The sequence below is a fragment of the Streptomyces sp. PH10-H1 genome (assembly GCF_030063355.1).
Taxonomy (GTDB): Bacteria; Actinomycetota; Actinomycetes; order Streptomycetales; family Streptomycetaceae; genus Actinacidiphila.
In genome coordinates, this window is the sequence record NZ_JASISZ010000054.1 from 12,686 (window position 1) to 38,780 (window position 26,095).

The window sequence follows — 26,095 nt, forward strand, 5'->3', positions numbered from 1 at the left end:
GGAAGGAACATCACCATGACCACCACTCTCGTCACAGGCAGCCGCGGACGCGTGGGCAGGACGCTCATCGGCCTCCTGCACGAACAGGGCTTCAAGGTGCGGGCCGCGTCCAGCGAACCCGACGAACTCGCCCTGCCCGACGGCGTACCGGACGTGAAACTGAGTTTCGCCGACCCACATACGTTCCCCGACGCGCTGGCCGGCGTCGGATCCGTATTCCTCTACGCCGACTCCTCGCACATCGAGGAGTTCATCAAGGTGGCCAACGACGCCGGGGTCCAGCACGTGGTGCTGCTCTCGTCGTCCGCGGTGCTCGGTCCCAACGCCGCGAACGACCCCATCGCCCGGCAGCACCTGGAGGTCGAGGACGCCCTCAAGTCCTCCGCCCTCCCGTGCACCTTCCTGCGCCCCGGTGCCTTCGCGAGCAACGCGCTCTACTGGTCCTGGCCGCTGAGGACCACCGGCGCGCTCAACCTGCCGTACCCCGGCTCGCACACCGACGCCATCCACGAGTCGGACATCGCCGAGGCCGCGCTCGCGATCCTGAAGGATCCGTCGCTGCGCGGCGGGGCGTACACCCTGACCGGCCCGGATTCCATCACCTTCGGTGAACAGGTCGCCCTGCTCAGCCGCACCACGGGGCGGCAGCTCAGGGTCGACGCCGTCACCCGCGACGCCTGGAAGGCAGAGGTGGCGGAGTACATGCACGGCCCCTTCGCCGACGCGCTGCTCGACTACTGGCAGTCCAACGACGGCCGGCCCGTCGATCTCACCCACACCGTCGAGGAGCTGACCGGTCACCCGGCTCGCGGCTTCGCGGTGTGGGCAGAGGAGTACGCCGCCGAATTCGTGCGGTAGCCCCGGTCATTCCTCGTTGTCGCGGATACGGAGCCACCGCCAGACCAGTTCCAGGACGACCGCACCCGCGACAGCGACCCCCACCGCCACCCACGGGCCCTCCGTGCCCACCAGCTTGAGCGCGAAGAACTTCTGCAGCCAGGGCGTGACCAGCACGATCAGGAAGCCCGCGGCCATGGCGAGGACCAGGCAGATCCGCCACAACGTGTACGGGCGGGCGACGATGGCCAGCACCCACATGGAGATCAGGAACAGGGTGAGGGTCGCGCTGCTGGTCTCGGCGTCCAGCGACCCGGCGCCGGTGTAGTGGTGGCGGGCCAGCAGATACTCGACGAAGGTCGCCAGCGCGCAGATGACGCCCGCGGGAGCCGAGTACCGCATGACGCGCCGCACGAAGTGCGGTTTGGCCCGCTCCTTGTTGGGGGCGAGCGCGAGGAAGAACGCCGGAACGCCGATCGTCAGGGTGGACAGCAGCGTCAAGTGGCGGGGCAGGAACGGATACGGAATCCGCCAGAAGACGACGAGCAGCGCGAGCAGCACCGAGTAGACGGTCTTGGTCAGGAAGAGCGTCGCCACCCGGGTGATGTTCCCGATCACGCGGCGGCCCTCGGCGACCACCGACGGCAGCGTGGCGAAACTGTTGTTGAGGAGCACGATCTGGGCGACGGCCCGGGTCGCCTCGGAGCCGGAGCCCATCGAGACGCCGATGTCGGCGTCCTTCAGGGCGAGTACGTCATTGACGCCGTCGCCCGTCATCGCCACGTTGTGGCCGCGGGACTGGAGCGCGGCGACCATGTCGCGCTTCTGCTGCGGGGTGACCCGGCCGAAGACCGCACCGGTCTCCAGCACATCCGCCATCGCGTCCCGGTCGGTGGGGAGCTGCCGCGCGTCCACCGGATGGTCCGCGCCGGGCAGGCCGAGCTTGCCGGCGACCGCGCCGACCGAGACCGCGTTGTCGCCGGAGATGACCTTGGCGTGGACGCCCTGCTCCTCGAAGTACCGCAGGGTGTCGGCGGCGTCGGGGCGCAGCCGCTGTTCCAGGATGACGAGCGCCTGCGGGGTGACGTCGGCGGCGACGGCCGGATCGTCGAGTGCGCGGGCGGTGCGCGCGAGCAGCAGCACCCGCAGGCCCTGGTTGTTGAGCTCGTCGATGTCGGCGAGAGCGGTGTGGCCGGCGGGCAGCAGCACGTCGGGGGCGCCGAGCAGCCACGTACTGCTGTCGCCGTCCGGCTCGTTGAAGGCGGCGCCGCTGTACTTGCGCGCGGAGGAGAAGGGGAGCGATTCGGTGCAGCGCCAGTTGTCGCTCCCGCCGGCGGCGGCCGGATAGGCGGCGACGATCGCCTGGAGGCTGGCGTTGGGGCGCGGGTCGGAGGCGCCGAGCGCGCCGAGCACCTGCTGGACGTAGGGCTCCTGGGCGCCGCCGAGCAGCCGCAGCCCGGTGACGTCCATGCCGCCCTCGGTGAGGGTGCCGGTCTTGTCGAGGCAGACGACATCGACGCGCGCCAGGCCCTCGATGGCGGGGAGTTCCTGGACGAGGCACTGTTTGCGGCCGAGCCGGATGACGCCGATCGCGAAGGCGACGGAGGTGAGCAGCACCAGGCCCTCGGGGACCATGGGTACGATTCCGGCCACCGTGCGGCGGACCGCCTCGCGCCAGTCGTGATTCTGGAGCACGAGCTGGCTGATGATCAGGCCGATCGCGGTCGGGACCATCATCCAGGTGACGTACTTGAGGATCTGGCTGATGCCGTTGCGCAGCTCGGAGTTGACGAGGGTGAAGCGCGACGCCTCGTCGGCGAGCTGCGCGGCGTAGGCCTCGCGGCCGACCTTGGTGGCGGTGAACGCTCCGCCGCCCGCGACGATGAAGCTGCCGGACATGGCGGGATCGCCGGGCTTCTTGAGCACGGGGTCGGCCTCGCCGGTCAGCAGCGACTCGTCGATCTCCAGCCCGTCGGCCTCGACGACCTCGCCGTCGACGACGACCTTGTCGCCGGGGCCCAGCTCGATGAGGTCGCCGAGCACGATCGCGGAGGTGTGGATCTCGACGGCCGCGCCGTCGCGGCGCACGGTGGGCTTGGCCTCGCCGATGAGCGCGAGGCTGTCGAGGGTCTTCTTAGCGCGCAGTTCCTGGATGATGCCGATCGCGGTGTTGGCGACGATGACGAATCCGAAGAGGCCGTCCTGGATCGGGCCGACCACGAGGATGACGAGGAAGAGCACGCCGATGATGGCGTTGAACCGGGTGAAGACGTTGGCCCTGACGATGTCGGGCGTGGAGCGCGACGACCGCACCGGTACGTCGTTGACCTCGCCCCTGGCCACCCGCTCGGCGACTTCGCTGCTGGTCAGCCCGGAGCCGCGGGCGATGACCTCGGTGTCCGTGCGATCCGTCATGGCACGACGCTACGTGCGGATCGCCGGGTTCACCGGTTCACCCGCCGGACGGCGCGTTCTGGGCGCCCTTCCGGAGGGCGGCGTTGCGCACCCGCACGTACCAGAGGCCGAAGAGTCCGAGCAGGGTGCCGGCCAGGCAGGTCCAGATCCACCAGGTGTGGCCGTGGTCGGCGAACCAGCCGTAGAAGGGGAGCTGCACGAGGAAGAGCGCGAACCAGATGCTCGTGCCGACGATGACGGTCGCGATGTCGTTCGCTTCCAGGGGCTCGGGCGTCTCGTGGGTGGCTTTCCACTTGCTCATCCGCTCAGGGTACGCGGTGAGGACGGGGCGGGGACGGGGGTGGGGACTCGGTGGGGGAGGCCGGTCGCCACATGGGTCTACGCGCGGAGATAGCGCTCGGTCTTTCGTTTGTTCATACTGAAACGGTCCCCCGGTGACTGGATTCAGTCGTACGAACACACAAATAGAGGACCCACATGTCCCCCTCGGCCACCGCTTCGGTCGACGCCACGCTGCCGTCCTCCGTACCACCCAAGAACGGGCTGGACCGGTTCTTCCGGATCTCCGAGCGGGGATCCTCGATCCCGCGGGAGGTCAGGGGCGGCCTCGCCACGTTCTTCGCGATGGCCTACATCATCGTGCTGAATCCGATCATCCTCAGCTCCGGCGTGGACAAGTACGGCCTCCACCTGGACAACGGACAGCTGGTCACCGCCACCGTGCTGACCGCCGCCTTCACCACCCTGCTGATGGGTGTCATAGGCAATGTGCCGATCGCGCTCGCGGCCGGCCTCGGCATCAACTCCGTCGTCGCGCTTCAGATCGCACCCAGGATGGGCTGGCCGGATGCGATGGGCATGGTGGTCCTCGCCGGTCTTGCGATCATGCTGCTGGTAGCCACCGGGCTGCGGGAGCGCGTCATGAGCGCGGTGCCGCTCGGCCTGCGCAAGGGCATCGCCATCGGTATCGGCCTGTTCATCCTGCTCATCGGCCTGGTCGACTCCGGCTTCGTCACCCGCATCCCGGACGCGGCCCACACCACCGTCCCCCTGCAGCTCGGCACAGGAGGCCACCTTCACGGCTGGCCGGTGCTGGTGTTCATCGTCGGTGTGCTGCTGACCCTGGCCCTGATCATCCGCAGGGTGTCGGGCGCGATCCTGATCAGCATCGTCGCGATGACCGTGCTCGCCCTCATCCTCGACGCCGTTACGTCCACCCCCGGCCAGGCATGGGGACTGACCGTTCCCAAGTGGCCCGGCAATCCGGTGGCCGCTCCTGACTTCGGCCTGATCGGCCACGTCAGCCTCTTCGGCGGCTTCCACCAGGTCGGCATCATCACCGGGATTCTCTTCGTCTTCACCGTTCTGCTCTCCGGCTTCTTCGACGCCATGGGCACGATCCTCGGCGTGAGCGACGAGGCGCACCTGCTGGACGAGAAGGGCGACCTGCCCGGCATGAACAAGGTACTGATGATCGACGGTGTCGCCACCGCGCTCGGCGGCGTCACCTCCAGCTCGGCCAACACCTGCTTCGTGGAGTCCACGGCCGGTGTCGGCGAGGGCGCCCGCACCGGCCTGGCCAGTGTTGTCACGGGCCTGATGTTCGTGCTCGCGCTGTTCCTCACGCCGCTCGCCACCATGGTCCCGGCCCAGGCCGCCACCCCCGCGCTCGTCGCGGTGGGCTTCCTGATCCTGGCGAACAGCATCCGGGACATCGACTGGAACGACTTCACCATCGCCGTCCCGGCGTTCCTGACGATGGTGATGATGCCGTTCACGTACTCCATCACCAACGGCATCGGCATCGGCTTCCTCAGCTTCTGCCTGCTGCGGCTGGCCGCGGGGCGCGGACGTGAGGTCCCCCCGGCGCTCTATGCGGTCGCGGCGGTCTTCGGCTTCTACTACCTGATGCCGGCCCTCGGCCTCACCTGAGCCGGGCTGCCTGATCGGTCAGGTGTCATCCCGGCGGAGCGGCGTAGAACCGTTCCGTCTCGGCGACGGCGGTCTTGAACCGCTCGTCGAAGTCGTCGCGAACGAGCGTCCGGACCACGTAGTCCTGGACGCTCGTTCCGCATTTTGCGGCGTGGTCACGGAGCCGATCCAGCAGGTCGGCGTCTATACGCAGGCTGAGCACTCTCGATGCCATATGCCAAAGGTCCCGGGCGGTGGTGGTTCCCCGGGTCGCTTTCGGGCGCTAACTCACTCATATGGGTGAGGTTTACTTAGCTTAGGTAATGAGCTACCCTAAGGACTGTGACCGAACTGTCCGAGGACGACCGCGCCGCAGTCAACTCTCTGCGCTCCGCAGTGATGCGACTGTCGCGGCGACTGCGCCACCAGCGGGTGGACGAGTCGCTCAGCCCGACCGAGATGTCCGTGCTGGGTACCCTCGCCCGCTGCGGCTCCGCCACACCCGGGGAGCTGGCCCGCAAGGAACACGTCCAGCCGCCTTCCATGACGCGCATCGTCGCGATGCTGGAGGCCAAGGACCTCGTCCGCCGGGACCCGCACCCCGACGACCGCCGCCAGGTCGTCGTCAGCCAGACCGAGCAGGCCGAGGCGATGCTCGAGGAGAGCCGCCGCAAGCGCAACGTCTGGCTGGCGCAGCTCACCGAGGGTCTCAGTGACGACGAGCGCGCGGTGCTCCGTGCCGCGGCGCCGGTCCTGGAGAAGCTCGCACAGCTATAGAGAAGCGCAACGCCACACAGGGGAGGCGAACCAAGATTGAGTTCGGCAGCCGGATCAGACACCGCACCCGGACAAGAACCCGATACGACCACGAAGCGCGGCACCTTCAGCTCGCTCAAGGTTCGTAACTACCGGCTCTTCGCGACCGGCGCCGTGGTGTCCAACACCGGCACCTGGATGTCGCGGATCGCCCAGGACTGGCTGGTGCTCAGCATCACCGGTTCCTCCTTCGCGGTGGGGATCACCACCGCGCTGCAATTCCTGCCGATGCTGCTCTTCGGCCTGTTCGGCGGTGTCATCGCCGACCGTTACCCCAAGCGGCAGATCCTGCTGTGCACCCAGGCCGTGCTCGGCCTGCTCGGGCTGCTGCTCGCCGCGCTCACATTGAGCGGCAATGTCCAGGTCTGGCACGTCTACGTGATCGCCTTCGCCCTCGGCATGGTCACCGTCGTCGACAACCCGGCCCGGCAGACATTCGTCGTCGAGATGGTCGGCCCCAGCGAGATCCGTAACGCTGTCTCCCTGAACTCCGCGAACTTCCAGGCCGCCCGGCTGGTCGGCCCGGCGGTCGCCGGTGTCCTGATCACCGCGGTCGGCAGCGGCTGGGCGTTCCTGCTCAACGGACTGTCGTTCATCGCGCCGCTCACCGGCCTGCTGTTGATGCGCACCGCCGAGCTGCACAAGGTCGAACGCGTGCCGCGCGGCAAGGGCCAGTTGCGTGAGGGTCTGCACTACGTCGCCGGGTGCCCCGAACTGATCTGGCCGATCGTGCTGGTCGGGTTCATCGGCACCTTCGGATTCAACTTCCCGATCATCCTCACCGGCTTCGTCAACCACGTCTACCACAGCGGCGCGAGCACCTACGGGCTGCTGAACACCGTGATCGCGCTGGGTTCGCTCGGCGGCGCGCTGCTCGCGGCCCGCCGCGGAAGCACCCGGCTGCGGCTGCTGGTGGCCGCCGCCTTCGCCTTCGGCATGCTGGAGGTCCTGGCCGCGCTGTCGCCGTCCTTCTGGATGTTCGCGTTCCTGCTGCTGCCGATCGGCGTCTTCGGCATGACCTTCAACACCTCGGCCAACGCCTCGGTGCAGCTCGCCACGGACCCCGTCATGCGAGGCCGCGTCATGAGCCTGTACATGATGGTCTTCGTCGGCGGCACCCCCATCGGCGGCCCGCTCATCGGCTGGGTGACGGACACCTACGGGGCCCGGGTCGGCTTCCTGTCCGGCGGCCTCGTCGCGGCCCTCGCGGCGCTCGGCGTCGGCCTGGTGCTGGCCCGTGTCGGCGGACTGCGGCTGAAGGTCGATCTGCACCGGGGAAAAGACCACCGGCTGATCGAGTTCGTTCCCCGTGAGGGTGCGGCGGCCCGGCTGGTGACGGCCGCATGAGGCTGTTCGCCGCGGTCCTCCCCCCGACCGGGGCGGCGGACGAGCTCGACTCGGCCCTCGCCGTGCTGCACCGGCTCCCCGGAGCCCGAAAGCTGAACTGGACCGAACGGGACGGGTGGCACTTCACCCTCGCCTTCCTCGGCGACGTCGACGACGGGCGGCTGCCCGCGCTGCGGGACGGCCTCGCGGCCACCGCGCGCCGTCACGCGCCCTGCGAACTGCGGCTGTCCGGTGGCGGCCGCTTCGGCGACCGGGCCCTGTGGACGGGCGCCGGGGGACAGACCGAGCAGCTCGCGGAACTGGCGCACTCCGTCCAGGCCGCCGCCCTGACGGCCGGTGTCGTCCCGGCGCAGGAACACGCCTACACACCGCACCTCACGCTGGCCCGCAACCGCGGCGCCGTCGCCCTCGGACCGTACGCCGACGCGCTCGGCGGATTCCGGGGCACGCCTTGGCCCGCCGACACCCTCGCGCTGGTGCGCAGGAACCCCGCACCGGGCCCCCGCTACGAGACGGTGGGGACCTGGCCGCTGGGCCGGTGACCCCGGCCGGTTAACCTCGACACGTGGACCCCAAGACCCGTACCCGAGTGATGACCGCCGCCCTCGTCCTGCTGCTCGTCGTGGTGATCGCGGGCGCACTGCTGCGCTGAGAGCCCGCCCGCGACCAATCCGACCACGTGAGCTGCCCTTGCGGGCCTGCCCATCCGCACCTGGCCGGCTGCTACCAGGCGAAGGCTTCCGGGGACGGGCCCGGACCGGGGAACACCTCGTCCAGCGCGGAGAGGAACTCCTCCGACAGCTCCAGCCCGACCGCACGAAGCGCCGAGTCCAGCTGCTCTTGCGTCCGCGGGCCGACGATCGGTCCGGTCACGCCGGGCCGGGTCAGCAGCCAGGCGAGACCGACATCCCCGGGCGCCAGGTCGTGCTTGTCGCACAGGTCCTCGTACGCCTGGATCTGGTCGCGCTGCGCGGCGCTCTTGAGTGCGTCCGCGCTGCGGCCGGACGTCGATCGCGCGCCGCCGCCCTCGCGCTCTTTGCGGAGCGCCCCGCCGAGCAGGCCGCCGTGCAGCGGCGACCACGGGATCACCCCGAGGCCGTACGCCTGCGCCGCCGGGATCACCTCCATCTCCGCACGCCGCTCGGCCAGGTTGTACAGGCACTGCTCGCTGGTCAGCCCCAGCGAACCACGGCGGGCGGCGGCCTCATTGGCCTGGGCGATGTTCCAGCCGGCAAAGTTCGACGAGCCGGCGTACAGGATCTTCCCCTGCTGGACGAGGACGTCCACGGCCTGCCAGATCTCGTCCCAGGGAGTGTTCCGGTCGATGTGGTGGAACTGGTAGAGGTCGATGTAGTCCGTGCCGAGGCGCTTGAGGCTCGCGTCGGCGGCACGGCGGATGTTGAGGGCGGACAGCCGGTCGTGGTTCGGCCAGGCGTCGCCCTCGGCCATGTTGCCGTTGACCTTCGTCGCGAGAACGGTCTTCTCGCGACGGCCGCCCCCCTTGGCGAACCAGGACCCGACGATTTCCTCGGTACGGCCCTTGTTCCCACCCCCGCCGTACACATTGGCGGTGTCGAAGAAGTTGACACCCGCGCCGAGCGCGGAGTCCATGATCGCGTGGCTGTCGTTCTCGTCGGTCTGCGGGCCGAAGTTCATGGTGCCGAGCACCAGGCGGCTGACCTTGAGACCGGTGCGTCCGAGCTGCGTGTACTCCATGACACGTAAGCCAAGCTCTTCGAGTGCGCTCGAAGCAAGGGGTGACTCGCCGGCTGGGACGGGGCGGCGCCGACGGGGACGGGAGCGGGTGCGGCTACCGCCGGACGTACGGGCCGCCCATGCCCCACGCCTGGTGCATCGCATCGGCGAACGCGGCGGCGAGGCGGTGTTCGCCGGAAGGGCTGGGGTGGGTCCCGTCGTAGGTGTCGACGCGCAGGTCGTAGCCGTCCGGACGCGACGCGAGGAGCAGCGGAGAGGCAGCGGAGTCCAGGTCGGCGACGGCCTTGGCCATCCGCACGTTGAACTCCGCACACTGGTCGGCGAAGGCGGTGTCCAGGTCGGCCCGGACGTTGGGGATCACCGGCAGCAGCACTGTGCGGATCAGGGGGTCGGCGGCACGGGCCGCGCCGAGGAAGCACCGCAGATTGTCCGCGGTCTGTTCGGCGGTCGTGTAGAAGCCGAGATCGATCAGGCCGAGCGAGACCAGCAGGACGTCCGGCCGGTGGGCGCGCACCGCGTCGTCGATCAGCGGGGCCATGTGCAGCCAGCCCTCGCCCCAGCCGGCGAGATGACGGCGGGCGTCCGGCGGGAAGTCCGGATCGGCGTACTCGTGCGAGACGGGTTCGCCGCTCGCCTTGTCGTGCAGCGCGGTGCGCGGGCCGACCACCGTGAAGGGCTCGCCGAGCGAGCACAGGTGTTGCCACATGCGGTAACGCCAGGTGAAATCGCCCGCGCTGCCGATGGTCATGGAATCGCCGACGAACATATAACGCACGCTGAGATCATCGCGGACGCACGGCCCCGGCCGCGATGCCCGGCGGCGTGAACCCCGACACATGGCGGGATGGCAGGCTGGTGGCATGCCGCGCCCACGTATCGCCCTCGCCGCAGCCACCGCTTCCGTCGCCGCCGCGGCGTTCGCCGTTCTCGGACCGGTGCCGGGGGCGCTCGCCGACGACGGACCCGCTGTCGCGTTCACCATCGGCGACCCGCGGATCACCGAGTCCAGCGGGCTCGCCGCCAGCCACCTCCACAAGGGCGTGTACTGGACGCACAACGACAGCGGCGACGGCCCATACATCTACGCGGTGGACTCCGCGACCGGCAAGACCGTCGCGACGGTCACGATGCGCGGCATCGACGCGCGTGACGTGGAGGCGATCTCCCTCGGCCCGGACGGGGACATCTACGTCGGCGACATCGGCGACAACCTCGGCGGTACCTGGCCGCATGTGTGGATCTACCGGTTCGCCGAGCCCAAGCAGCTGCGCGACACGACGGCGGACGTCGTCCGCTACACGGTGCAGTACCAGGGCGGCCCGCGGAACGCGGAGGCGCTGATGGTCCATCCCAAGACCGGCCGCGTCTACATCGCCAGCAAGAACCAGGACGGCGGCAACCTGTACGCGGGCCCCAAGACGCTCAGCACGCACGGCGTGAACATCTTCCGGCCGATCGCCGAGGTGCCGTGGGTGACCGACGGTTCCTTCTCGCCCGACGGCACCCGGCTGGTGCTGCGCGGCTACTTCTGGGCGACCGGCTGGCGGTGGTCGGGCGACGCCCCGCAGAAGATCGGCAGCCTCGATGTGCCGATGCAGCGCCAGGGCGAGTCGGTGGCCTTCACCCCCGATGGCCGGGCGCTGATGTACGGCACCGAGGGCAAGGACAGCGACGTCTGGCGGGCGCCGCTCAGCGGAGCGGAGCTGCCGGACAGCGTGGCCGCCGAGCCCACGGGATCCGCCACCACCGGTCGGTCCGGTGGCCAGGGATCGGCCTCCAGCGCCGGGGCGGACGCGGCCAAGGGCGGTTCCTCGGGCCACAGTGCGACCGTGCTCGGCTTCGCGGTCCTGGCCGCGATCTTCGCCGCGGCCACGGGCCTGCGCCGGATTCTGCGCCGCCGCCGCGACTGACGCAGGGCCCGGCCGTCACCGGCCGGACCCCGCGTCCTCATGCGTGCGCTGTTGCCCCGTGCTGCCGCGGCGGGCTGTTACAGCTTGTCGATGACGTAGTCGATGCAGACCGTCAGTGCCTCGACGTCGGCCGGGTCGACCGCCGGGAACATCGCGACGCGCAGCTGGTTGCGGCCCAGCTTGCGGTACGGCTCGGTGTCCACGATGCCGTTGGCGCGCAGCGCCTTCGAGATCTTGGTGGCGTCGATCGCGTCATCGAAGTCGATGGTGCCGATGACCTGCGAGCGCTGCGCCGGGTCCGCCACGAACGGGGTGGCGTACGACGCCTTCTCGGCCCACCCGTACAGCCGCGACGAGGAGTCCGCGGTGCGGGCGACCGCCCAGTCCAGACCACCCTGGCCGTTGATCCAGTCGAGCTGGTTGGCGAGGAGGAAGAGCGTGGACAGCGCCGGGGTGTTGTACGTCTGGTTCTTCGACGAGTTGTCGATCGCGGTCGGCAGGTCGAAGAACGCGGGGATGTGCCGGCCGGACGCGGCGATCTCGGCGGCGCGCTCCAGCGCGGCGGGGGAGAACGCGGCGAGCCACAGGCCGCCGTCCGCGGCGAAGGACTTCTGCGGCGCGAAGTAGTAGACGTCGGTCTCGGTGATGTCGACCGGCAGGCCGCCCGCACCCGAGGTGGCGTCCACCAGGACGAGCGAACCGGCGTCGGCGCCCTGCACGCGCTTGATCGGAGCGGCGACGCCCGTCGAGGTCTCGTTGTGCGTGAACGCGTATACGTCCACACCGGCCTCGGCGACCGGCACCGGATGCGTACCCGGGTCGGACTTGATGACCGACGGGTCGTCCAGCCACGGCGCGAGCTTCGCCGCGGTCGCGAACTTGGAGGAGAACTCGCCGAACGACAGGTGCTGGGACTTCTGCCGGATCAGACCATGGGTGGCGATGTCCCAGAACGCGGTGGACCCGCCGTTGCCGAGCACTACCTCATAGCCCTCGGGCAGGGAGAACAGCTGCCGGACACCCTCGCGGACCTGGCCCACCAGGTTCTTCACCGGCGCCTGCCGGTGGGAGGTGCCGAGCAGGGACGTGCCGGTCGCGGCCAGCGCTTCGACCGCCTCCGTCCGCACCTTGGAGGGGCCCGCGCCGAAACGGCCGTCGGCGGGCTTGATGTCAGCGGGAATCTGGATATCAGCCACGAGCGCAGCGTAATCCGTCCCGCCCCCGCTCCCGCCACCGGTCCACTCGGTGAGACAAGGTTGGCGCATGGATCTGGAGCAGGCGATGCGGACGGCGGTACGGGGCTCGGTCGCGTTCGACGCGGGGGCGCGGGCCCTGGTGACGATGGACGCGTCGAACTACCGGCGGGTGCCGCTGGGCGTGGTGGCACCGCGCGACGCGGACGACGTGGCGGCGGCACTGGCGGTGTGCCGGGAGTACGGGGTGCCGGTGGTGCCGCGCGGCGGCGGCACTTCCATCGCAGGTCAGGCGACGGGCGTCGGGGTGGTGCTGGACTTCACCCGCCATATGCGCACGATCGAGCACCTCGATCCCGAGGCGTGCACCGCGGTCGTGCAGCCGGGCGTGGTCCTCGACGACCTGCGGGCTGCCGCGGCCGCGCACGGGCTGACCTTCGGCCCGGATCCGTCCACTCACAGCCGTTGCACGCTCGGCGGCATGATCGGCAACAACGCGTGCGGATCGCACTCCGTCGCCTGGGGAACCACCGCCGACAATGTGCATGAGCTTGAGGTGCTGACCTACGGCGGGGAACACGCCAGGCTCGGCCGCGGCCTGCCGGGCCCGCTCCATGACCGGACGGCCGCCTTCGCGGACGAGCGGCTGGCGCTGCTGCGCACCGGATTCCCCGACCTGCCGCGCCGGATCTCCGGCTATGCACTGGACCGGCTGCTGCCCGAGCACGGCCGGGACCTGGCGCGGGCGTTCACCGGCAGCGAGGGCACCCTCGGCGTGCTGACCCGGGCGACCGTACGGCTCGTGGAGACCCCGGGCGCCCGGGCACTGGCCGTACTCGGTTACGAGGACGAGAGCGCCGCCGCCGACGCCGCGCATCTCCTGCTGCCCCACCACCCGCTGACCGTCGAGGGCATGGCGGCCGACCTGGTGGGCGCCGCCGCCCGCGACTCGCTGCCGCGCGGCGTCGCGTGGCTGTTCGTCGAGACGGGCGGCGCCACCGCGGCCGAGGCGCGGTCCCGTGCCGAGGAACTGTGCCGCCGGGCCGCCGCCGACGGCGCCACCGGTCGCACCGTCGTCACGGACCCGGCCGCGCAGCGCGCCCTGTGGCGGATCCGCGAGGACGCCGCCGGGACCGCGACCCGTATGCCCGACGGCAGCGAGGCCTGGCCCGGCTGGGAGGACTGCGCGGTGCCGCCGGCCCGGCTGGGCGCGTATCTGCGGGAGTTCAGAGCACTCCTGGGTGAGCACGGTCTGCGCGGTTCCCCGTACGGACACTTCGGTGACGGCTGCGTCCACGTCCGGATCGACTTCGACCTTCTGACGCCGCACGGCATCGCGCGCTTCCGGCGCTTCTCGGAGGAGACCGCGGACCTGGTCGTCGCCCACGGTGGCTCCCTGTCGGGCGAGCATGGTGACGGCCAGGCGCGGGCGGAACTCCTGCCGAAGATGTACGGCCCCGAACTCGTGGCTCTCTTTGGAGTTTTCAAGGATCTCTGGGACCCGGCGGGCGGAATGAACCCCGGGATGCTCGTCCGCCCCGCTCCCATGGATACCAACCTCCGCTTCGATGTGCTGCCGTCCCGCGCGTCGCATCCGGTCGATGTCGAATTCACCTATCCGGGTGACGGCGGCGATTTCACAGCGGCCGTCCGGCGCTGCGTCGGTGTCGCCAAATGCCGGACGGCTGCGCCTCCCGCTTCATCCGGAGCCGGCGGTGGCGGCGGCGGGGACAGCGTGATGTGCCCGTCGTACCGCGTCACGGGGGAGGAGCGGCACTCGACGCGCGGGCGCGCCCGGCTGCTCCACGAGATGCTCGCGGGCGAGATCATCAAGGACGGCTGGCGGTCGGAGGAGGTCCGCGACGCGCTCGACCTGTGCCTGTCCTGCAAGGGCTGCCGCAGCGACTGCCCGGTCGAAGTGGACATGGCCACGTACAAGGCCGAGTTCCTCCACCACCATTACGAAGGACGGCTGCGGCCGCGTTCGCACTACTCGATGGGATGGCTCCCGGTGTGGCTGAGAGCCGCCGCGCCCTTCGCGCGCGTGCTCAACGTGATGGCGCGCGGGCCACTGGCCGGGCCGGCCAAGCGGGCCGTCGGCATCGCCGCGGAACGCGGCATCCCCGCGCTGGCCCACGAGCCGTTCCGCCGCTGGTGGCGCCGCCGCGGCGACCGCCGAGCCGTCGCTGGATCGCACGTTCCCGGGCCGACCGTCGCTGGGCCGACCGTCGCCGGGCCGGGCCTCGCCGCGCCGGCCGTCGCCGGGCCGGCCGTCGTGTTGTGGCCCGACACCTTCACGAACTATCTGTCGCCGCAGGTCGGGCAGGCCGCGGTGAAGGTGCTGGAGGCCGCGGGACTGCGGGTCGTGCTGCCGCCGAAGGCCGTCTGCTGCGGTCTGACGTGGGTGTCGACCGGGCAGCTCGACCGGGCCCGTACGGTCATGCGCCGCACGGTCGACGCACTCGCGCCCGCGTTGGACGCCGGGCTGCCGATCGTCGTCCTCGAACCCAGCTGCGGCGCGGCACTCCGCGCCGACCTGCCGGAACTGCTCGGCTCCGCCGACCCCCGGGCGGCCCGACTGGCCGCCTCCGTACGGACCTTCGCCCAGGTGCTGGAGGAGCTCGCCCCCGGCTGGGTCCCGCCCCGCCTCGACCGTGCCGTCGTCGGGCAGACCCACTGCCACCAGCACGCCGTGCTCGGTGACGCCGCCGAGCGGCGGCTGCGCGAGCGCGCCGGTCTCAACGGCGCCCTCGCGGGCGGCTGCTGCGGCCTGGCCGGCAACTTCGGCTTCGAGCGGGGGCACTACGACGTGTCGGTGGCCTGCGCAGAGGAGCAGCTGCTCCCGGCCGTCCGGAAGGCACCCGCAGGAGCCGCCGTGCTGGCGGACGGTTTCTCCTGCCGCACACAACTCGCAGACCTGGCCGGCACACCGGGCCGGCACCTCGCCGAGCTCCTGGCGGAGGCCCTGCCGGCCGACTGACCCACCGGGTCGCCTTCGACGGGCTCTTTCTCCACTCGGCCTGGCTCTCCCAACCGCCGGCCGGGGCGCTCTTGCGCCCCCTCCGGCGGCAGCGGGTCCCTGGTCCGTGGGCCGGTGGGCGCGTATCGGACGCACGCACCCGATACGCGCCCGGCGACCCCGCGCCCCGCAAAGGACTGCGGCCCGGTCCACCCCCTATGGGGAGCGGACCGGGCCGCAGGACGGACTCAGACTCGGCCTCAGCGGCTCAGCGCTCAGCGCCCAGTGCCCAGCGCCTCAGTGGTCAGTTGCCGATGCTCGCGAAGCCGTCGACGTCGCTCGGGTCGCGGGGGCCGGGGCCCATGTAGCGGGCGGAGGGGCGGACGAGGCGGCCGGTGCGCTTCTGTTCCAGGATGTGCGCGGACCAGCCCGCCGTCCGGGCGCAGGTGAACATGGACGTGAACATGTGCGCCGGAACCTCGGCGAAGTCCAGGACGATCGCCGCCCAGAACTCCACGTTGGTGGCGAGCACCCGGTCGGGGCGCCGCGCGTGCAGCTCCGCGAGAGCCGCCTTCTCCAGCGCCTCCGCGACCTCGAAGCGGGGAGCGCCGAGCTCCTTCGCCGTACGCCGCAGCACCCGCGCACGCGGGTCCTCGGCGCGGTACACGCGGTGGCCGAAGCCCATCAGGCGCTCGCCCTTGTCGAGCGCCCGCCTCACGTACGCGCTCGCGTCGCCGGTCCGCTCGATCTCCTCGATCATGCCGAGGACACGCGAAGGGGCTCCGCCGTGCAGCGGTCCCGACATGGCGCCGACGGCGCCGGACAGCGCCGCGGCCACGTCGGCGCCCGTCGAGGCGATGACGCGCGCGGTGAACGTGGAAGCGTTCATGCCGTGCTCTGCGGCGGACGTCCAGTACGCGTCGACGGCCGCCACATGCTTGGGATCGGGCTCGCCGCGCCAGCGGATCATGAAGCGCTCGACGATCGACTCCGCCTTGTCGATCTCCTTCTGCGGCACCATGGGCAGGCCCTGGCCGCGCGCCGACTGGGCGACGTAGGAGAGCGCCATGACGGCGGCGCGCGCGAGGTCGTCGCGGGCCTCGTCGACGTCGATGTCCAGCAGGGGTTTCAGGCCCCACACGGGAGCGAGCATGGCGAGCGCCGACTGGACGTCGACGCGGATGTCGCCGGAGTGCACCGGAATCGGGAACGGCTCGGCAGGCGGCAGACCCGGGTTGAACTTGCCGTCGACCAGCAGGCCCCACACGTTTCCGAACGACACATGGCCGACGAGATCTTCGATGTCGACGCCTCGGTAACGGAGAGAGCCGCCTTCCTTGTCAGGTTCGGCGATCTCCGTCTCGAACGCGACTACTCCTTCGAGTCCGGGTACGAAGTCGGACATCAGGCGGCTCCTCGTGATGTGGTCGACAGGTGCTTGGTGGCCAATCCGGTAATGCCCCGCTCAGGTGATGGTCACCCTGCTCCATCCGGGACTCGGGCCGGAGTCAGAAACGGTATCTCTTGATGTCAAGAGGCCACAGCTGCCCGACCCGCAATTCTGTCGGTTCTGGCACATGACGGGAAGCGTGAGGTACGGCACACTCTTCGGCGCCACCGGCCCGTGCGCCCCGCCCGCGCCCAGCTTGCATCCTGCCTGCACCCATCCCCCCCCATGCCCCCATGGCCGGGATTACCGCCCCGTGGGACGCAGGAGTCCCGCGCGATGCAAGATGTCTGCGTGCAGCATCATGCCGATCCCGCCGCCATGCGCGAGCACTACCGCGCCCAGGGTCTGACCGAGGCCGAACTGGCCGCCGATCCGTACTCGCAGTTCACCCGCTGGTTCGCGGACACCGTGACCGCCGGCCTCGCCGAGCCGAACGCGATGATCGTCTCGACTGCCGACGCCGAGGGCCGCCCCAGCTCGCGGACCGTGCTCCTCAAGGGCTACGACGCGCGAGGTTTCGTCTTCTACACGAACTACGGCTCCCGCAAAGGCCGTGATCTGGTCGAGAATCCGCAGATCTCGCTGCTCTTCCCCTGGCATGCGATCGCCCGCCAGGTCATCGTCTCCGGCAGCGTCGAACGTGTCTCGCAGGACGAGACCGCCGCGTACTTCCGCAGTCGTCCGCACGGCTCGCGGCTGGGGGCGTGGGCCAGCGCCCAGTCCACGGTGGTGGGCTCCCGTGAGGAGCTCGAACGGCGTTACGCGGAGCTGGAGGAGCGCTACCCGGAGGGCAGCGAGGTCCCGGTGCCGCCGTACTGGGGAGGCATCCGGGTGCGCACGCGGAGCGTGGAATTCTGGCAGGGGCGCGAGAACCGGCTGCACGACCGGCTGCGTTACGAGCGCGGCGACGGCGAGGGCGACGAAGGCGCGGCCTGGAGCGTCGTACGGCTGGCGCCGTAGGACCCGTACGACCGGCTGGCCCCGTAGGACCCGCACAACCGCCTGATCCCCCAGAGGACCCGTACAACACGAACGACCCGCGGGCTGCTCCCTGGAGTTGCCTCCAGGCACCGGCCGGACAAGTCCGACGAGCCCGCGGGTCGGGTGACTGCTTGGGATTGGCCCGCCCCCGGACTCCGTCATGGAGCCCTGCGCGACGAGCTTGGTGCGCGGGACTAGCCCGCAGTCACCTCACGTGTCCGACTGCACATCATGCTGCGAACCACCTCCCTTCGTGTGTGACCGCAACATTAGGAAGCGGCCCCCGGACGCACAACCGATTTATCGAAATACCGTGTGGGCTGGGTCACACCGGGGTTGAATGTTTCGACGTGCAGCCATTCGATGCGAAGCCGCTCAGTGATGGCGACGAGCAGTTACTCGCCGCTCTGCTCGACGGTATGGACGCCGGCCTGTGTGCCTTCGACCGCGACGGTGTCATCACCCACTGGAACTCCGAAGCCGTACGAATCCTCGGCTGGTCGGCGGACGATGCCGTCGGCCGTCATGGCTTCTCGGGCTGGGCGGCCCGTAGCGCCGACGCACATGACGTGCAGACGCGACTGCTCGGTGCGATGGATGCGCCCGGCCGCCAGGTGCACGAATTCGCGCTGCTGACCAAGGACGGCCACCGGGTGCTCGTCCGCACCCAGTCCGCGGCCGTACACGGGCTGGACGGCCGCCCCGCCGGGGTCTACTGCGCGTTCTCCGAGGTGCACGCCCAGATCGACCTGGAACGCTCCATCGCGCTCAGTGAGGCGCTCTTCGACGACGCCTCGTGGGGCGTCGTCCTGATCGACGCGGACCTGCGGCCCGCCGTCGTCAACGCTCATGCCGCCCGGCTGCTGCGCACCGGCCGCGACACGCTGCTCGGCCGGCCGCTCGGCGATCTGCTGGACCAGGGCCTGGAGGAGCTGGAGACGGCGCTGCAGCATGTGCTCGCGGAGGGCAGTCCGCCGGTCCCCTCCGAGCTGTGGGTGAGTCTGCGCGGCGACGAGAGCGCCAAGCGGCACTGCTGGCGCAGCGGGTTCGTGCGGCTCGGGTCGCCGCTCGGCGAGGAGCCGGTGCCGCTGGGGGTCGGCTGGCTGTTCCTCGACGTCACGGACGCCAAGATCGCCGTGCAGGAGAGCTCCCAGCTGCGCTTCCGGCACAACCAGCTGCACCGGGCGGGGCGTACGGCCTCCGAGTGCGAGGACCCGGTGGAGGCCGCGACCACGTATCTGGACTTCGCGCTGGCGGGGTTCGCCGACCATGCGCTGGTCGACCTCGCGGGGGACGACGGCCGGCTCGTACGGGCCGCCTCGACCCCGGAGGGTACCTCCGGGCCGTGCCTCCCGGTCCCGGTCGGCACGATTCCGGTCGCGTACGGGGCGGCGCACCCGGTGCTGCAGGCCGTCGAGCGGATCGGCACCGTACGCGCCAGCTTCGGCGCCCTCGCGGCCGCCGAGCCCGCCTCGCGGGCCAGGATCGACGAGTGGGCGGCAGCCCGCCGCTGGCCCGAGGGGACCGTCCACGGCCTCTCCACGGTCCTGCGGAGCCGCGGCCGCACGCTGGGCGCGGTCACCTTCCTGCGGGGCGCCGGACGCCGTCTTTTCGACCGTTCGGACGCGGCGTACGCGGAGGACGTGGCGGTGCGGGTCGCCGCGGCGCTGGACCTGGCGCAGCTGCTGGGGTGAGCGGGCGCCGCCCTGGTAGCCGAACGGCCCCTGCGGCCCCCGGTGCCCTTGCCGCGCCCGGGGTCTCGGTGGCGGAAGCGGATCCCAAGGGTCTCAGTGCCGGAAGAAGATCCGCGAGCCGTACTCCTCGAAGATGCGGCCGTTCCAGTCATGGCCGCCGTCCACGTTGCCGGAGCGCAGCAGCGGCGGGGTGATGCCGCGGGCGGCGAGGTTCGCGACGGCGGTGGCGACGACAGCCTGCATGAGCGCGCTGGTCACCACGGTGGACGCGGGTGCGAAGGGGGCCGGGACGTCCTCGCGGACGAGCTCCGCGTCGCCGACGGCGATCTTCGAGTCCAGGACGATGTCGCAGTGGTCCTTGAGGAACGTGCCGGACACGTGGCGGGGCTTGGTCTCCTTGGCGTAGGCCACGGAGGTGACGCCGATGACGGTGAGGCCGAGAGCGCGGGCGTTCTGCGCCATTTCGACCGGCAGGGCGTTGCGTCCGGACAGCGAGATGACGACGAGGACGTCGCCGCGTCGCGCCGGGCTCGTGTCGAGGACCGCCCCCGCGAGGCCGTCGACCCGCTCCAGGGCGCTGCCCAGGGTCGCGGGCATGACGTCGATGCCGACGACGCCGGGCACCGCGAGCAGGTTGACGAGGGCGAGACCGCCCGCGCGGTAGACGACATCCTGGGCGGCGAGGGAGGAGTGTCCCGCGCCGAAGGCGAAGATGCGGTTGCCGGCGGCGATTGCGTCGGCGATGGCCTCACCTGCCGCCTGGATACCGGCGGACTCCTCGTCCCGTACCCTCCGGAGAAGGGCGATGGCCGCGTCGAAGTACTCGCCGGCCAGATCGTCGCGGGGCTCACTCATGCGGATCACCGTGCGGCCAGGCTGCCGTCGCTGTCAAGAATCCCGCGCCGGGGCCGGTTGTCGGTGGGATGCGTAAGAATTGGTGCAGGGCCACGCACTAGCTATTGAGGGGCGCGCATGTCCGGACTCATCGACACGACGGAGATGTATCTCCGCACCATCCTGGAGCTGGAAGAGGAGGATGTGGTCCCCATGCGCGCCCGAATCGCCGAGCGGCTCGATCAGAGCGGCCCGACGGTTAGCCAGACAGTGGCGCGCATGGAACGTGACGGCCTGGTGCATGTCGCCGGCGACCGGCACCTGGAACTCACCGACGAGGGCCGGAAGTCGGCCACACGTGTGATGCGCAAGCACCGGATCGCCGAATGCCTGCTCGTCGACGTGATCGGCCTGGAGTGGGAGCAGGTGCACGCCGAGGCCTGCCGCTGGGAGCACGTGATGAGCGAGGCGGTGGAGCGCAAGGTGCTCGAGCTCCTGCGCCATCCGACCGAGTCGCCGTACGGGAACCCGATCCCGGGCCTGGAGGAGCTGGGCGAGAAGTCCGAGGCCGATCCGTTCCTGGAGGACGGCATGGTCAGCCTGGCCGAGCTGGCGCCCGGCCCGGCCGGGGCGAGCGTGGTGGTGAAGCGGATCGGTGAGCCGATCCAGACCGACGCCCAGCTGATGTACACGCTGCGGCGGGCCGGTGTGCAGCCGGGCGCGGTGGTGAGTGTGACGTCCTCGGCGGGCGGCGTGCTCGTGGGCAGCGGCGGCGAGGCCGCCGAGCTGGGGGCCGATGTGGCCTCGCACGTCTTCGTGGCCAAGCGGTAGGTCCGGGGCTTGTCCTGGTGGGGAAGAGCGGGGGCCCCCGCCCCCGGGGGGGGCCGGGCCCCCCCCCCCCCCGCCGCCGTGGCGCTCGCACAACGGCTCGGCACAACGGCTCGGCACAAAAAGGAGCCCCGGCCAGGACGGGGGGACCAGGCCGGGGCAGTATGGGGGAAAGGTGCGGTGCTCAGCAGCCTTTCGTGCATATTTTAACACTCAATGAGTGATGTTCGACTCCACTACGCACCAACGCCGGGCTGGATCACCCGGGCAGCGGGGGCGTAGTCGTAGGGCTCGGGAGCGGGCACCCCCGCCTCAGGCGGTCGTACGGCCTTCAGCGCGCGCGGTGCGGCGTACAGACCGCCGAGCGCCTCGCACAGCTTGCGGGCGTCCACCGGCAGATCGCGCCGCCAGGCCATGGACACCACCGGCGAGAAGAGCGCCATCCCGGCCCCCAGCGCGCTGTGCACAGAAAGCCGCACCAGCGTGCCACCGCCGTGCGGCATCAGGTCGAAGCCGTACTCGGGGACCTGCGTCCCCAGCGGGCTCCACATGCGCTGGCCCCGGAACACGATGTGCCGGCAGGGCTCGTAGCCCGCGCAGACCAGCAGGTGCTCCCGGTGCCGTCCGGGATAGCGGTAGCGGTACTGGGCGTTGGCGCCCGGCGGCACCGCATCCCTGTCGACGGCGGCCACGCCCGAGCTCCACAGCGAAAGATTTCGGGCATCGGCCAGGAAGTCGAAGACCTCAGCAGCCGGCCTCGACACAATCACGCTTGTGGTCACCCTCGGCATCGCAAACCTCCCCGTTGCCGGCTCTGCCGGCTTGGCTGTTGGCTCAGAGATGCGGGCGGCACGTCGGCGGCCCGGGAGCCACCGGACTGCGGGTTCTCTCTGGGACTCCTCACCGAAATCCTGCATCCCAAAAGCCCACGTGTCGTGGCAATACGGCCATCCGGGTGATCAAGGGTGCGCGGGGCGACGGCCGGCACAGGGCAACGGCCGTTAGCCTCAAAGGCGTGGTGGACAAAGTGCCCGCGCCATTCGAGCGCGGAACGGACGGACCCAAGGTCATCGTCGTCGGAGCGGACGGCTCCGATTCCTCATGGCGGGCCGTGGCCTACGCCGCGGGCCTGGCCCGGCGGCAGCACGCGTTGCTCGCCGTCGTATACGTACAGCCGGTCATCCTCACCGGCGCGATCTTCGGCGCCCCGGTGGCGGAGACCACCACCGAGGTCGCCGAGGATCTGATGGCCGAGATCCGCCGGTCGACGGAGCGGCTCCAGGGGATCTTCGATGTCCGCTGGGAATTCCACACCGTCCGCGGCGACGCCTACAACGGGCTGGTCACCGCGGCGGATCAGCTCACGGCCGACGCGGTGGTGGTCGGTGCTTCCGAGCATGCGGGACACCGCATCGTGGGTTCGGTCGCCGTCCGGCTGGTCAAGGCCGGGCGCTGGCCCGTCACAGTCGTCCCGTAGCCTCCACGGGCGCGTACTTGTAGCCGACGCGCCGCACGGTGACGATGCTGCCGCGGTGCTCGGCGCCGAGCTTGCGGCGCAGCCGCGCCACGTGCACGTCCACGGTGCGGCCGTCGCCCACGTGACCGTATCCCCAGACCGTGGTGACGAGCTGGTCGCGGGAGTGCACGCGGTGCGGGTGGGCGACGAGGTGGGCGAGCAGTTCGAACTCGAGGTAGGTCAGGTCGAGCGGGCGGCCGTCCACCGCGGCGGTGCGCCGCTCGGTGTCGATCCGTACCCGCGCGGGCTCGTGCGCCGGCTCGGCGGTCTCCAGCGGAGCCGGTCCCGTTTCGGCGGGGACCAGGACCAGGTAGCCGACCATCCGCTGCTGGCCGGCCACCGCCGGCAGCACATGGCCGGGCGCCGGCAGCCAGGTGGCGCCGGGCGGCAGGAAGTCGGGGGCGGGCGGAACTTCGTCGGGCCGGACGGCGCGCAGCCGCTGGCGGTTGACGGCAGGGAGGGTCAGGGACTGGGTGTTCGACATGGGTTCGGCTCTTTCGCGCGAAGGGTCGTTGGATGGACGACGTATTGCGCGGGACCGGAATCCGTGATGCTGACGGCGACGGCCGGAGGCCGTTGTCCGCAGGTCAGCGAGGGGAGCGGGTCCGCGCGGTGATCGCGCGGCAACACTCTCGGTCGAAGTGATGTCCCTGCCGGGACGGCCAGAAGGGCTCGAGGTCGCTGCGACCTGTCGCGATGTCAGTGAGGCTGGCCATGCGACCTATTGAACCAGAAGCCGCGCCCCGCGCGGCAGGGGGTTGCCGGCGGAACACGGATTCCGGTCATCGCGTCACCGCGTGGCGGGGTCGTGCGAGGCGCCACCGGGCCTCACGTGACGCGCGAGGCGCCGCCGGGGCCTCATGTGACGTGCCGCACGAGCCTCACGCGGGCCAGCGGGGACGGGTCCGGGACCGGATCGGGCTGTGGCCCCGGTTCGGGCTGCGGCAATGGCACGGGCTGAGGCAGCGGCGGGCCGGGGCGCGGAACCGGCCGCGGGACCGGATCGGGCTGGACGGGGTCCGGGGGCTGCGGCTGCGGGTCGGGCACCGGGGGGACGGTCGCCCGGATGACGGTCAGGTCGGGATGGGCCATGGACTTCTCCTTCGTGCATTCGTGCAGTGGATCTCGGGCCGGGTCGGGCCGCGCCTACCCATCGGCCGGGTCGCTACGCCCGCCCGGTGAGAAGGAAAGCCGGTTCTGCCGCGTTTCCACCTATCCTCTGGATCATGACCTGGTTGCGCGCGCTGAAGGAGACCGGCCGCTCCGGGTTGCAAATCGAACGGACCCGGCTGGAGCCCTTGGTCGCGCTCCGCGGTGCGGCCGGGGTCGCGATCGTGATCGGGCTGTCCCTGTGGCTGTCCTCCCCCGGCGTGGCCGCGTCGTCGGCGTTCGGCGCCTTCGCCTCGGGCACCGCCACCTTCCAGCGCAGCTGGCGCTCCCGCCCGGTGCTCGCCCTCGCCGCGGGCGCCGGCCTCGCCGTCAGCACCTTCCTGGGATATCTGGCCGCCTCAAATCTCTTCCTGTTCGTCGTACTGCTGGCCGTCTGGTCCTTCCTGGCCGGCATGGCATGGGCGCTCGGCCCCACCTCCGGCATCGTCGCGGCCCTGACCGTCGCCGTGATGCTGGTCGTCGTCACCCTCCCCACATCCGTCATGGGCGCCCTGGTGCACGCCGGAGTGATCGCGTTCGGCGGACTGGTCCAGGCGTCGCTCATCCTGGTGTTCCCCATCCGGCGCTGGGGCGCACAACGCGACGCGCTCGCGGACGCGTTCGCCGCCGAGGCGGACTACGCCCGGCGGCTGCGCCAGGATCCGCACGCCCCGTTCGATCCCGAGCCGCTGATGACAGCGCGCAGCGCCGCCGCGGTGACGCCCTGGGAGGCCCGGCGGCGGCCGGAGGAACTGCACGGCAAGCGGGCGCTGGCCGAGCGGATCCGGCCGGTGCTGGCGTCGCTCGCCGACCCCTCGGTCGGCGCCGCGGCGGAAGGCCCGGAACGGGACCGCGCCCGTGAACTGCTGACGGCGGCTGCCTCCGTACTGGACGCGGTGGCCCGCGCGATCCGGCAGGCGAAGCCGGTGCGGCTGCCGAAGGACGTGAAGGCCTTCCTGAAGGTGCCGGAACCCGAAGCGGAACTGACCGGTTCGGCCCGCCGGGCCGCCGCCCGACTGATCGGCCTGCTCGTCGCGGCCGTGGAGAGCGCCGACGGCTCGGGCCCCTCGGACGCCACCGAGTCCGCCCATCTGCTGCGCCCCACCCTGCTGCGGCTCGTACCGCTCGCGGCGCGGGCGATCCGCCGGGAGATGCACTGGCAGTCCCCGGTGTTCCGGCACGCGGTGCGGATGTCGACGGTCGCCGCGGCGGGCTATCTGATCGGGGCGGCGCTGCCGTTGGGCCACGGGTACTGGGCACCGATGGCCTCGGTCATGGTGATGCGCCCGGACTTCTCCCAGACCTACGCGCGCGGCTCGGCCCGCTTCGCCGGCACGCTCGTGGGGGTGGCCGTCGCCACCGGTGTGATGCAAGCGGCTTCACCGGGCGTGTACTTGTGCGCCGGGCTGGCCGTGCTGGCCATCACCCTGATGTATCTGCTGATGCGCACCGGCTACGCCGTTTCCCAGGCCTGCCTCGCGGCCTACGCGGTCCTGCTGCTGGGCATGGGCGGCAGCGAGTGGACCCAGACGGTCCCCGAGCGGGTGCTGCTGACGCTGCTGGGCGGGGTGCTGGCGATGGCGGCCTACGCCGTGTTCCCCGCCTGGGAGACGCCGCGGCTGCGGGACCGGCTCGCGGAGCGGCTCGAGGCCACGGCCGGGTACACGGCCGCAGTGCTGGAGGGCTTCGCCGATCCGGCCAAGCGGCGCTCCGGGACGGTACGGGAGGCCCTGCTCGACGCCCGGGCGGCCGGGGCCGCCTGGAACCAGGCGGTCGCGCGGGCCGACTCCGAGCCGGTGCGCCACCGCGGCCTGTCGCGCCGGGCGGCGCAGGACGCCGACGCGGCGCTGTCCGCCATGGGGCGGGCGGGAATGCTGATGGAGGCCCATCTGCCCGGCCGGAACGCCGAACCCGTACCGGCCGCGGCGGAGTTCGCCCGGGTGCTCCGCGAGGCCGTCACCGAATCCGCGCAGGCTGTGCGCGACCGGGACACCGTTGACTGGGACGCGGTCCGGGTCGCCCTCGACGGCTGGCACGGCGACGGCGCCCAGGAGCGCATGGTGCGCCGCGGCGCGGAGCTGCTGGTGGATACCCTCGACGAATTCGAGGAAGCGGTACGTTCCCGCTCCGGGTCCCGCGCGCCCCATGCGCAGCGTCCGTGACCGATGGCCCGTGACCGGCCGCCTATGACCGCCGCCTACGGCGCTTCGCCGCCATGGTGCGCGCAGCTTTCGACGCCCACCGACAGCGCCACCCAGCCGTCCTCGCACACTGTCCCGGGAGCACCGGGAGCACCGGGCGCACCCGTACCGGTGCGCGTCGAGTTCTGGACGGTCTCGGTGCCCGTTCGCGCGGGCACCGTTCCGTGGTTTCCGACCGACTGCCCGTGAACGACTCCGGCGCCGACCACCCCCGCCAGCACCGCGAAGCTCACGGTGGCCGCGAGTGCACCGCCGCTCATATGCATGGCGTACCTGCCCCTCGCGTCGTCCGTGACGTCGTTGTCCCGGCCTCAGTGCTCTTAGCCCAAAGCCCGGCC

The 26,095-nt window shown here is 71.2% G+C and carries 24 protein-coding genes; 12 read left to right on the forward strand and 12 right to left on the reverse strand.

Annotated elements, in window-relative coordinates:
* Nucleotides 1–15 precede the first annotated feature (15 nt).
* On the forward strand, nt 16–858 hold the full coding sequence (locus tag QMK24_RS27735) for an NmrA family NAD(P)-binding protein (RefSeq protein WP_283469530.1): 843 nt from the start codon (nt 16–18) through the stop codon (nt 856–858).
* Nucleotides 859–864: 6 nt separating this feature from the next.
* Here QMK24_RS27735 and QMK24_RS27740 read toward each other — a convergent pair whose 3' ends face one another.
* Together QMK24_RS27740 and QMK24_RS27745 are read right to left on the reverse strand one after the other, a co-directional pair.
* Nucleotides 865–3,252: an HAD-IC family P-type ATPase gene (locus tag QMK24_RS27740; RefSeq protein WP_283469531.1), complete on the reverse strand. Its 2,388-nt coding sequence runs from the start codon at nt 3,250–3,252 to the stop codon at nt 865–867.
* A gap of 37 nt (nt 3,253–3,289) precedes the next feature.
* Nucleotides 3,290–3,553, reverse strand: a complete 264-nt coding sequence (locus tag QMK24_RS27745; RefSeq protein WP_283469532.1) for a DUF2530 domain-containing protein — start codon at nt 3,551–3,553, stop codon at nt 3,290–3,292.
* Between the two features lie 176 nt (nt 3,554–3,729).
* Between QMK24_RS27745 and QMK24_RS27750 the strand changes: the two genes are divergently transcribed.
* Entirely contained in the window at nt 3,730–5,184 is a 1,455-nt protein-coding gene (locus QMK24_RS27750) for an NCS2 family permease (protein WP_283469533.1), read from the forward strand.
* A gap of 25 nt (nt 5,185–5,209) precedes the next feature.
* Here QMK24_RS27750 and QMK24_RS27755 read toward each other — a convergent pair whose 3' ends face one another.
* Nucleotides 5,210–5,398: a ribbon-helix-helix protein, CopG family gene (locus tag QMK24_RS27755; RefSeq protein WP_283469534.1), complete on the reverse strand. Its 189-nt coding sequence runs from the start codon at nt 5,396–5,398 to the stop codon at nt 5,210–5,212.
* Between the two features lie 164 nt (nt 5,399–5,562).
* On the opposite strand from QMK24_RS27755, the gene QMK24_RS27760 reads away from it, so the two are divergent.
* Genes QMK24_RS27760 through thpR form a run of 3 tightly spaced genes read left to right on the forward strand, consistent with a single transcriptional unit; the run spans nt 5,563 to nt 7,868 of the window.
* Nucleotides 5,563–5,940 carry a MarR family winged helix-turn-helix transcriptional regulator gene (locus QMK24_RS27760; RefSeq protein WP_283469577.1) on the forward strand — a complete coding sequence of 126 codons (378 nt, stop codon included), beginning with the start codon at nt 5,563–5,565 and terminating at the stop codon, nt 5,938–5,940.
* Nucleotides 5,941–5,976: 36 nt separating this feature from the next.
* Nucleotides 5,977–7,326, forward strand: a complete 1,350-nt coding sequence (locus QMK24_RS27765) for an MFS transporter (RefSeq protein WP_283469535.1) — start codon at nt 5,977–5,979, stop codon at nt 7,324–7,326.
* A complete protein-coding gene (gene thpR, locus QMK24_RS27770; protein WP_283469536.1) occupies nt 7,323–7,868 on the forward strand; it encodes an RNA 2',3'-cyclic phosphodiesterase in 546 nt (181 codons plus the stop codon). Before QMK24_RS27765 ends, thpR begins: the two co-directional genes overlap by 4 nt.
* Nucleotides 7,869–8,049: 181 nt before the next feature.
* Here thpR and QMK24_RS27775 read toward each other — a convergent pair whose 3' ends face one another.
* Nucleotides 8,050–9,042 carry an aldo/keto reductase gene (locus tag QMK24_RS27775; protein ID WP_283469537.1) on the reverse strand — a complete coding sequence of 331 codons (993 nt, stop codon included), beginning with the start codon at nt 9,040–9,042 and terminating at the stop codon, nt 8,050–8,052.
* Nucleotides 9,043–9,136: 94 nt separating this feature from the next.
* Entirely contained in the window at nt 9,137–9,808 is a 672-nt protein-coding gene (locus QMK24_RS27780) for a GDSL-type esterase/lipase family protein (RefSeq protein ID WP_349307936.1), read from the reverse strand.
* A 94-nt stretch (nt 9,809–9,902) separates the two neighbouring features.
* Between QMK24_RS27780 and QMK24_RS27785 the strand changes: the two genes are divergently transcribed.
* Complete coding sequence (locus QMK24_RS27785; RefSeq protein ID WP_283469539.1) at nt 9,903–10,952, forward strand: hypothetical protein; 1,050 nt, start codon at nt 9,903–9,905, stop codon at nt 10,950–10,952.
* Nucleotides 10,953–11,029: 77 nt separating this feature from the next.
* On the opposite strand, the gene serC is transcribed toward QMK24_RS27785, so the two are convergent.
* Complete coding sequence (gene serC / locus QMK24_RS27790) at nt 11,030–12,148, reverse strand: phosphoserine transaminase (protein ID WP_283469540.1); 1,119 nt, start codon at nt 12,146–12,148, stop codon at nt 11,030–11,032.
* Nucleotides 12,149–12,215: 67 nt separating this feature from the next.
* On the opposite strand from serC, the gene QMK24_RS27795 reads away from it, so the two are divergent.
* On the forward strand, nt 12,216–15,125 hold the full coding sequence (locus QMK24_RS27795; RefSeq protein WP_283469541.1) for an FAD-binding and (Fe-S)-binding domain-containing protein: 2,910 nt from the start codon (nt 12,216–12,218) through the stop codon (nt 15,123–15,125).
* A gap of 283 nt (nt 15,126–15,408) precedes the next feature.
* Here QMK24_RS27795 and QMK24_RS27800 read toward each other — a convergent pair whose 3' ends face one another.
* The gene (locus tag QMK24_RS27800; RefSeq protein WP_283469542.1) at nt 15,409–16,509 is read right to left on the reverse strand and encodes a citrate synthase 2; all 1,101 of its coding nucleotides are present in this window, start codon (nt 16,507–16,509) and stop codon (nt 15,409–15,411) included.
* A 363-nt stretch (nt 16,510–16,872) separates the two neighbouring features.
* Between QMK24_RS27800 and pdxH the strand changes: the two genes are divergently transcribed.
* Both pdxH and QMK24_RS27810 read left to right on the forward strand, forming a co-directional pair.
* A complete protein-coding gene (pdxH, locus tag QMK24_RS27805; RefSeq protein WP_349307935.1) occupies nt 16,873–17,514 on the forward strand; it encodes a pyridoxamine 5'-phosphate oxidase in 642 nt (213 codons plus the stop codon).
* 371 nt (nt 17,515–17,885) lie between these two features.
* Nucleotides 17,886–19,229, forward strand: a complete 1,344-nt coding sequence (locus QMK24_RS27810; RefSeq protein WP_283469544.1) for a PAS domain-containing protein — start codon at nt 17,886–17,888, stop codon at nt 19,227–19,229.
* A 93-nt stretch (nt 19,230–19,322) separates the two neighbouring features.
* Here QMK24_RS27810 and QMK24_RS27815 read toward each other — a convergent pair whose 3' ends face one another.
* A complete protein-coding gene (locus QMK24_RS27815; RefSeq protein WP_283469545.1) occupies nt 19,323–20,084 on the reverse strand; it encodes an SIS domain-containing protein in 762 nt (253 codons plus the stop codon).
* Between the two features lie 117 nt (nt 20,085–20,201).
* Between QMK24_RS27815 and QMK24_RS27820 the strand changes: the two genes are divergently transcribed.
* On the forward strand, nt 20,202–20,894 hold the full coding sequence (locus tag QMK24_RS27820; protein WP_283469546.1) for an iron-dependent transcriptional repressor DtxR: 693 nt from the start codon (nt 20,202–20,204) through the stop codon (nt 20,892–20,894).
* Nucleotides 20,895–21,127: 233 nt separating this feature from the next.
* Here QMK24_RS27820 and QMK24_RS27825 read toward each other — a convergent pair whose 3' ends face one another.
* Nucleotides 21,128–21,808, reverse strand: a complete 681-nt coding sequence (locus QMK24_RS27825; RefSeq protein WP_349362002.1) for an SRPBCC family protein — start codon at nt 21,806–21,808, stop codon at nt 21,128–21,130.
* Nucleotides 21,809–21,906: 98 nt separating this feature from the next.
* On the opposite strand from QMK24_RS27825, the gene QMK24_RS27830 reads away from it, so the two are divergent.
* Entirely contained in the window at nt 21,907–22,368 is a 462-nt protein-coding gene (locus QMK24_RS27830; protein ID WP_283469548.1) for a universal stress protein, read from the forward strand.
* Here the strand turns inward: QMK24_RS27830 and QMK24_RS27835 are convergent.
* Together QMK24_RS27835 and QMK24_RS27840 are read right to left on the reverse strand one after the other, a co-directional pair.
* Nucleotides 22,352–22,891: a winged helix-turn-helix domain-containing protein gene (locus QMK24_RS27835; protein WP_283469549.1), complete on the reverse strand. Its 540-nt coding sequence runs from the start codon at nt 22,889–22,891 to the stop codon at nt 22,352–22,354. The genes QMK24_RS27830 and QMK24_RS27835 overlap by 17 nt on opposite strands.
* Before the next feature lie 374 nt (nt 22,892–23,265).
* A complete protein-coding gene (locus QMK24_RS27840; RefSeq protein WP_283469550.1) occupies nt 23,266–23,499 on the reverse strand; it encodes a hypothetical protein in 234 nt (77 codons plus the stop codon).
* 134 nt (nt 23,500–23,633) lie between these two features.
* On the opposite strand from QMK24_RS27840, the gene QMK24_RS27845 reads away from it, so the two are divergent.
* Entirely contained in the window at nt 23,634–25,718 is a 2,085-nt protein-coding gene (locus QMK24_RS27845) for an FUSC family protein (RefSeq protein ID WP_283469551.1), read from the forward strand.
* 35 nt (nt 25,719–25,753) lie between these two features.
* Here QMK24_RS27845 and QMK24_RS27850 read toward each other — a convergent pair whose 3' ends face one another.
* On the reverse strand, nt 25,754–26,017 hold the full coding sequence (locus QMK24_RS27850) for a hypothetical protein (protein ID WP_283469552.1): 264 nt from the start codon (nt 26,015–26,017) through the stop codon (nt 25,754–25,756).
* Nucleotides 26,018–26,095 lie beyond the last annotated feature (78 nt).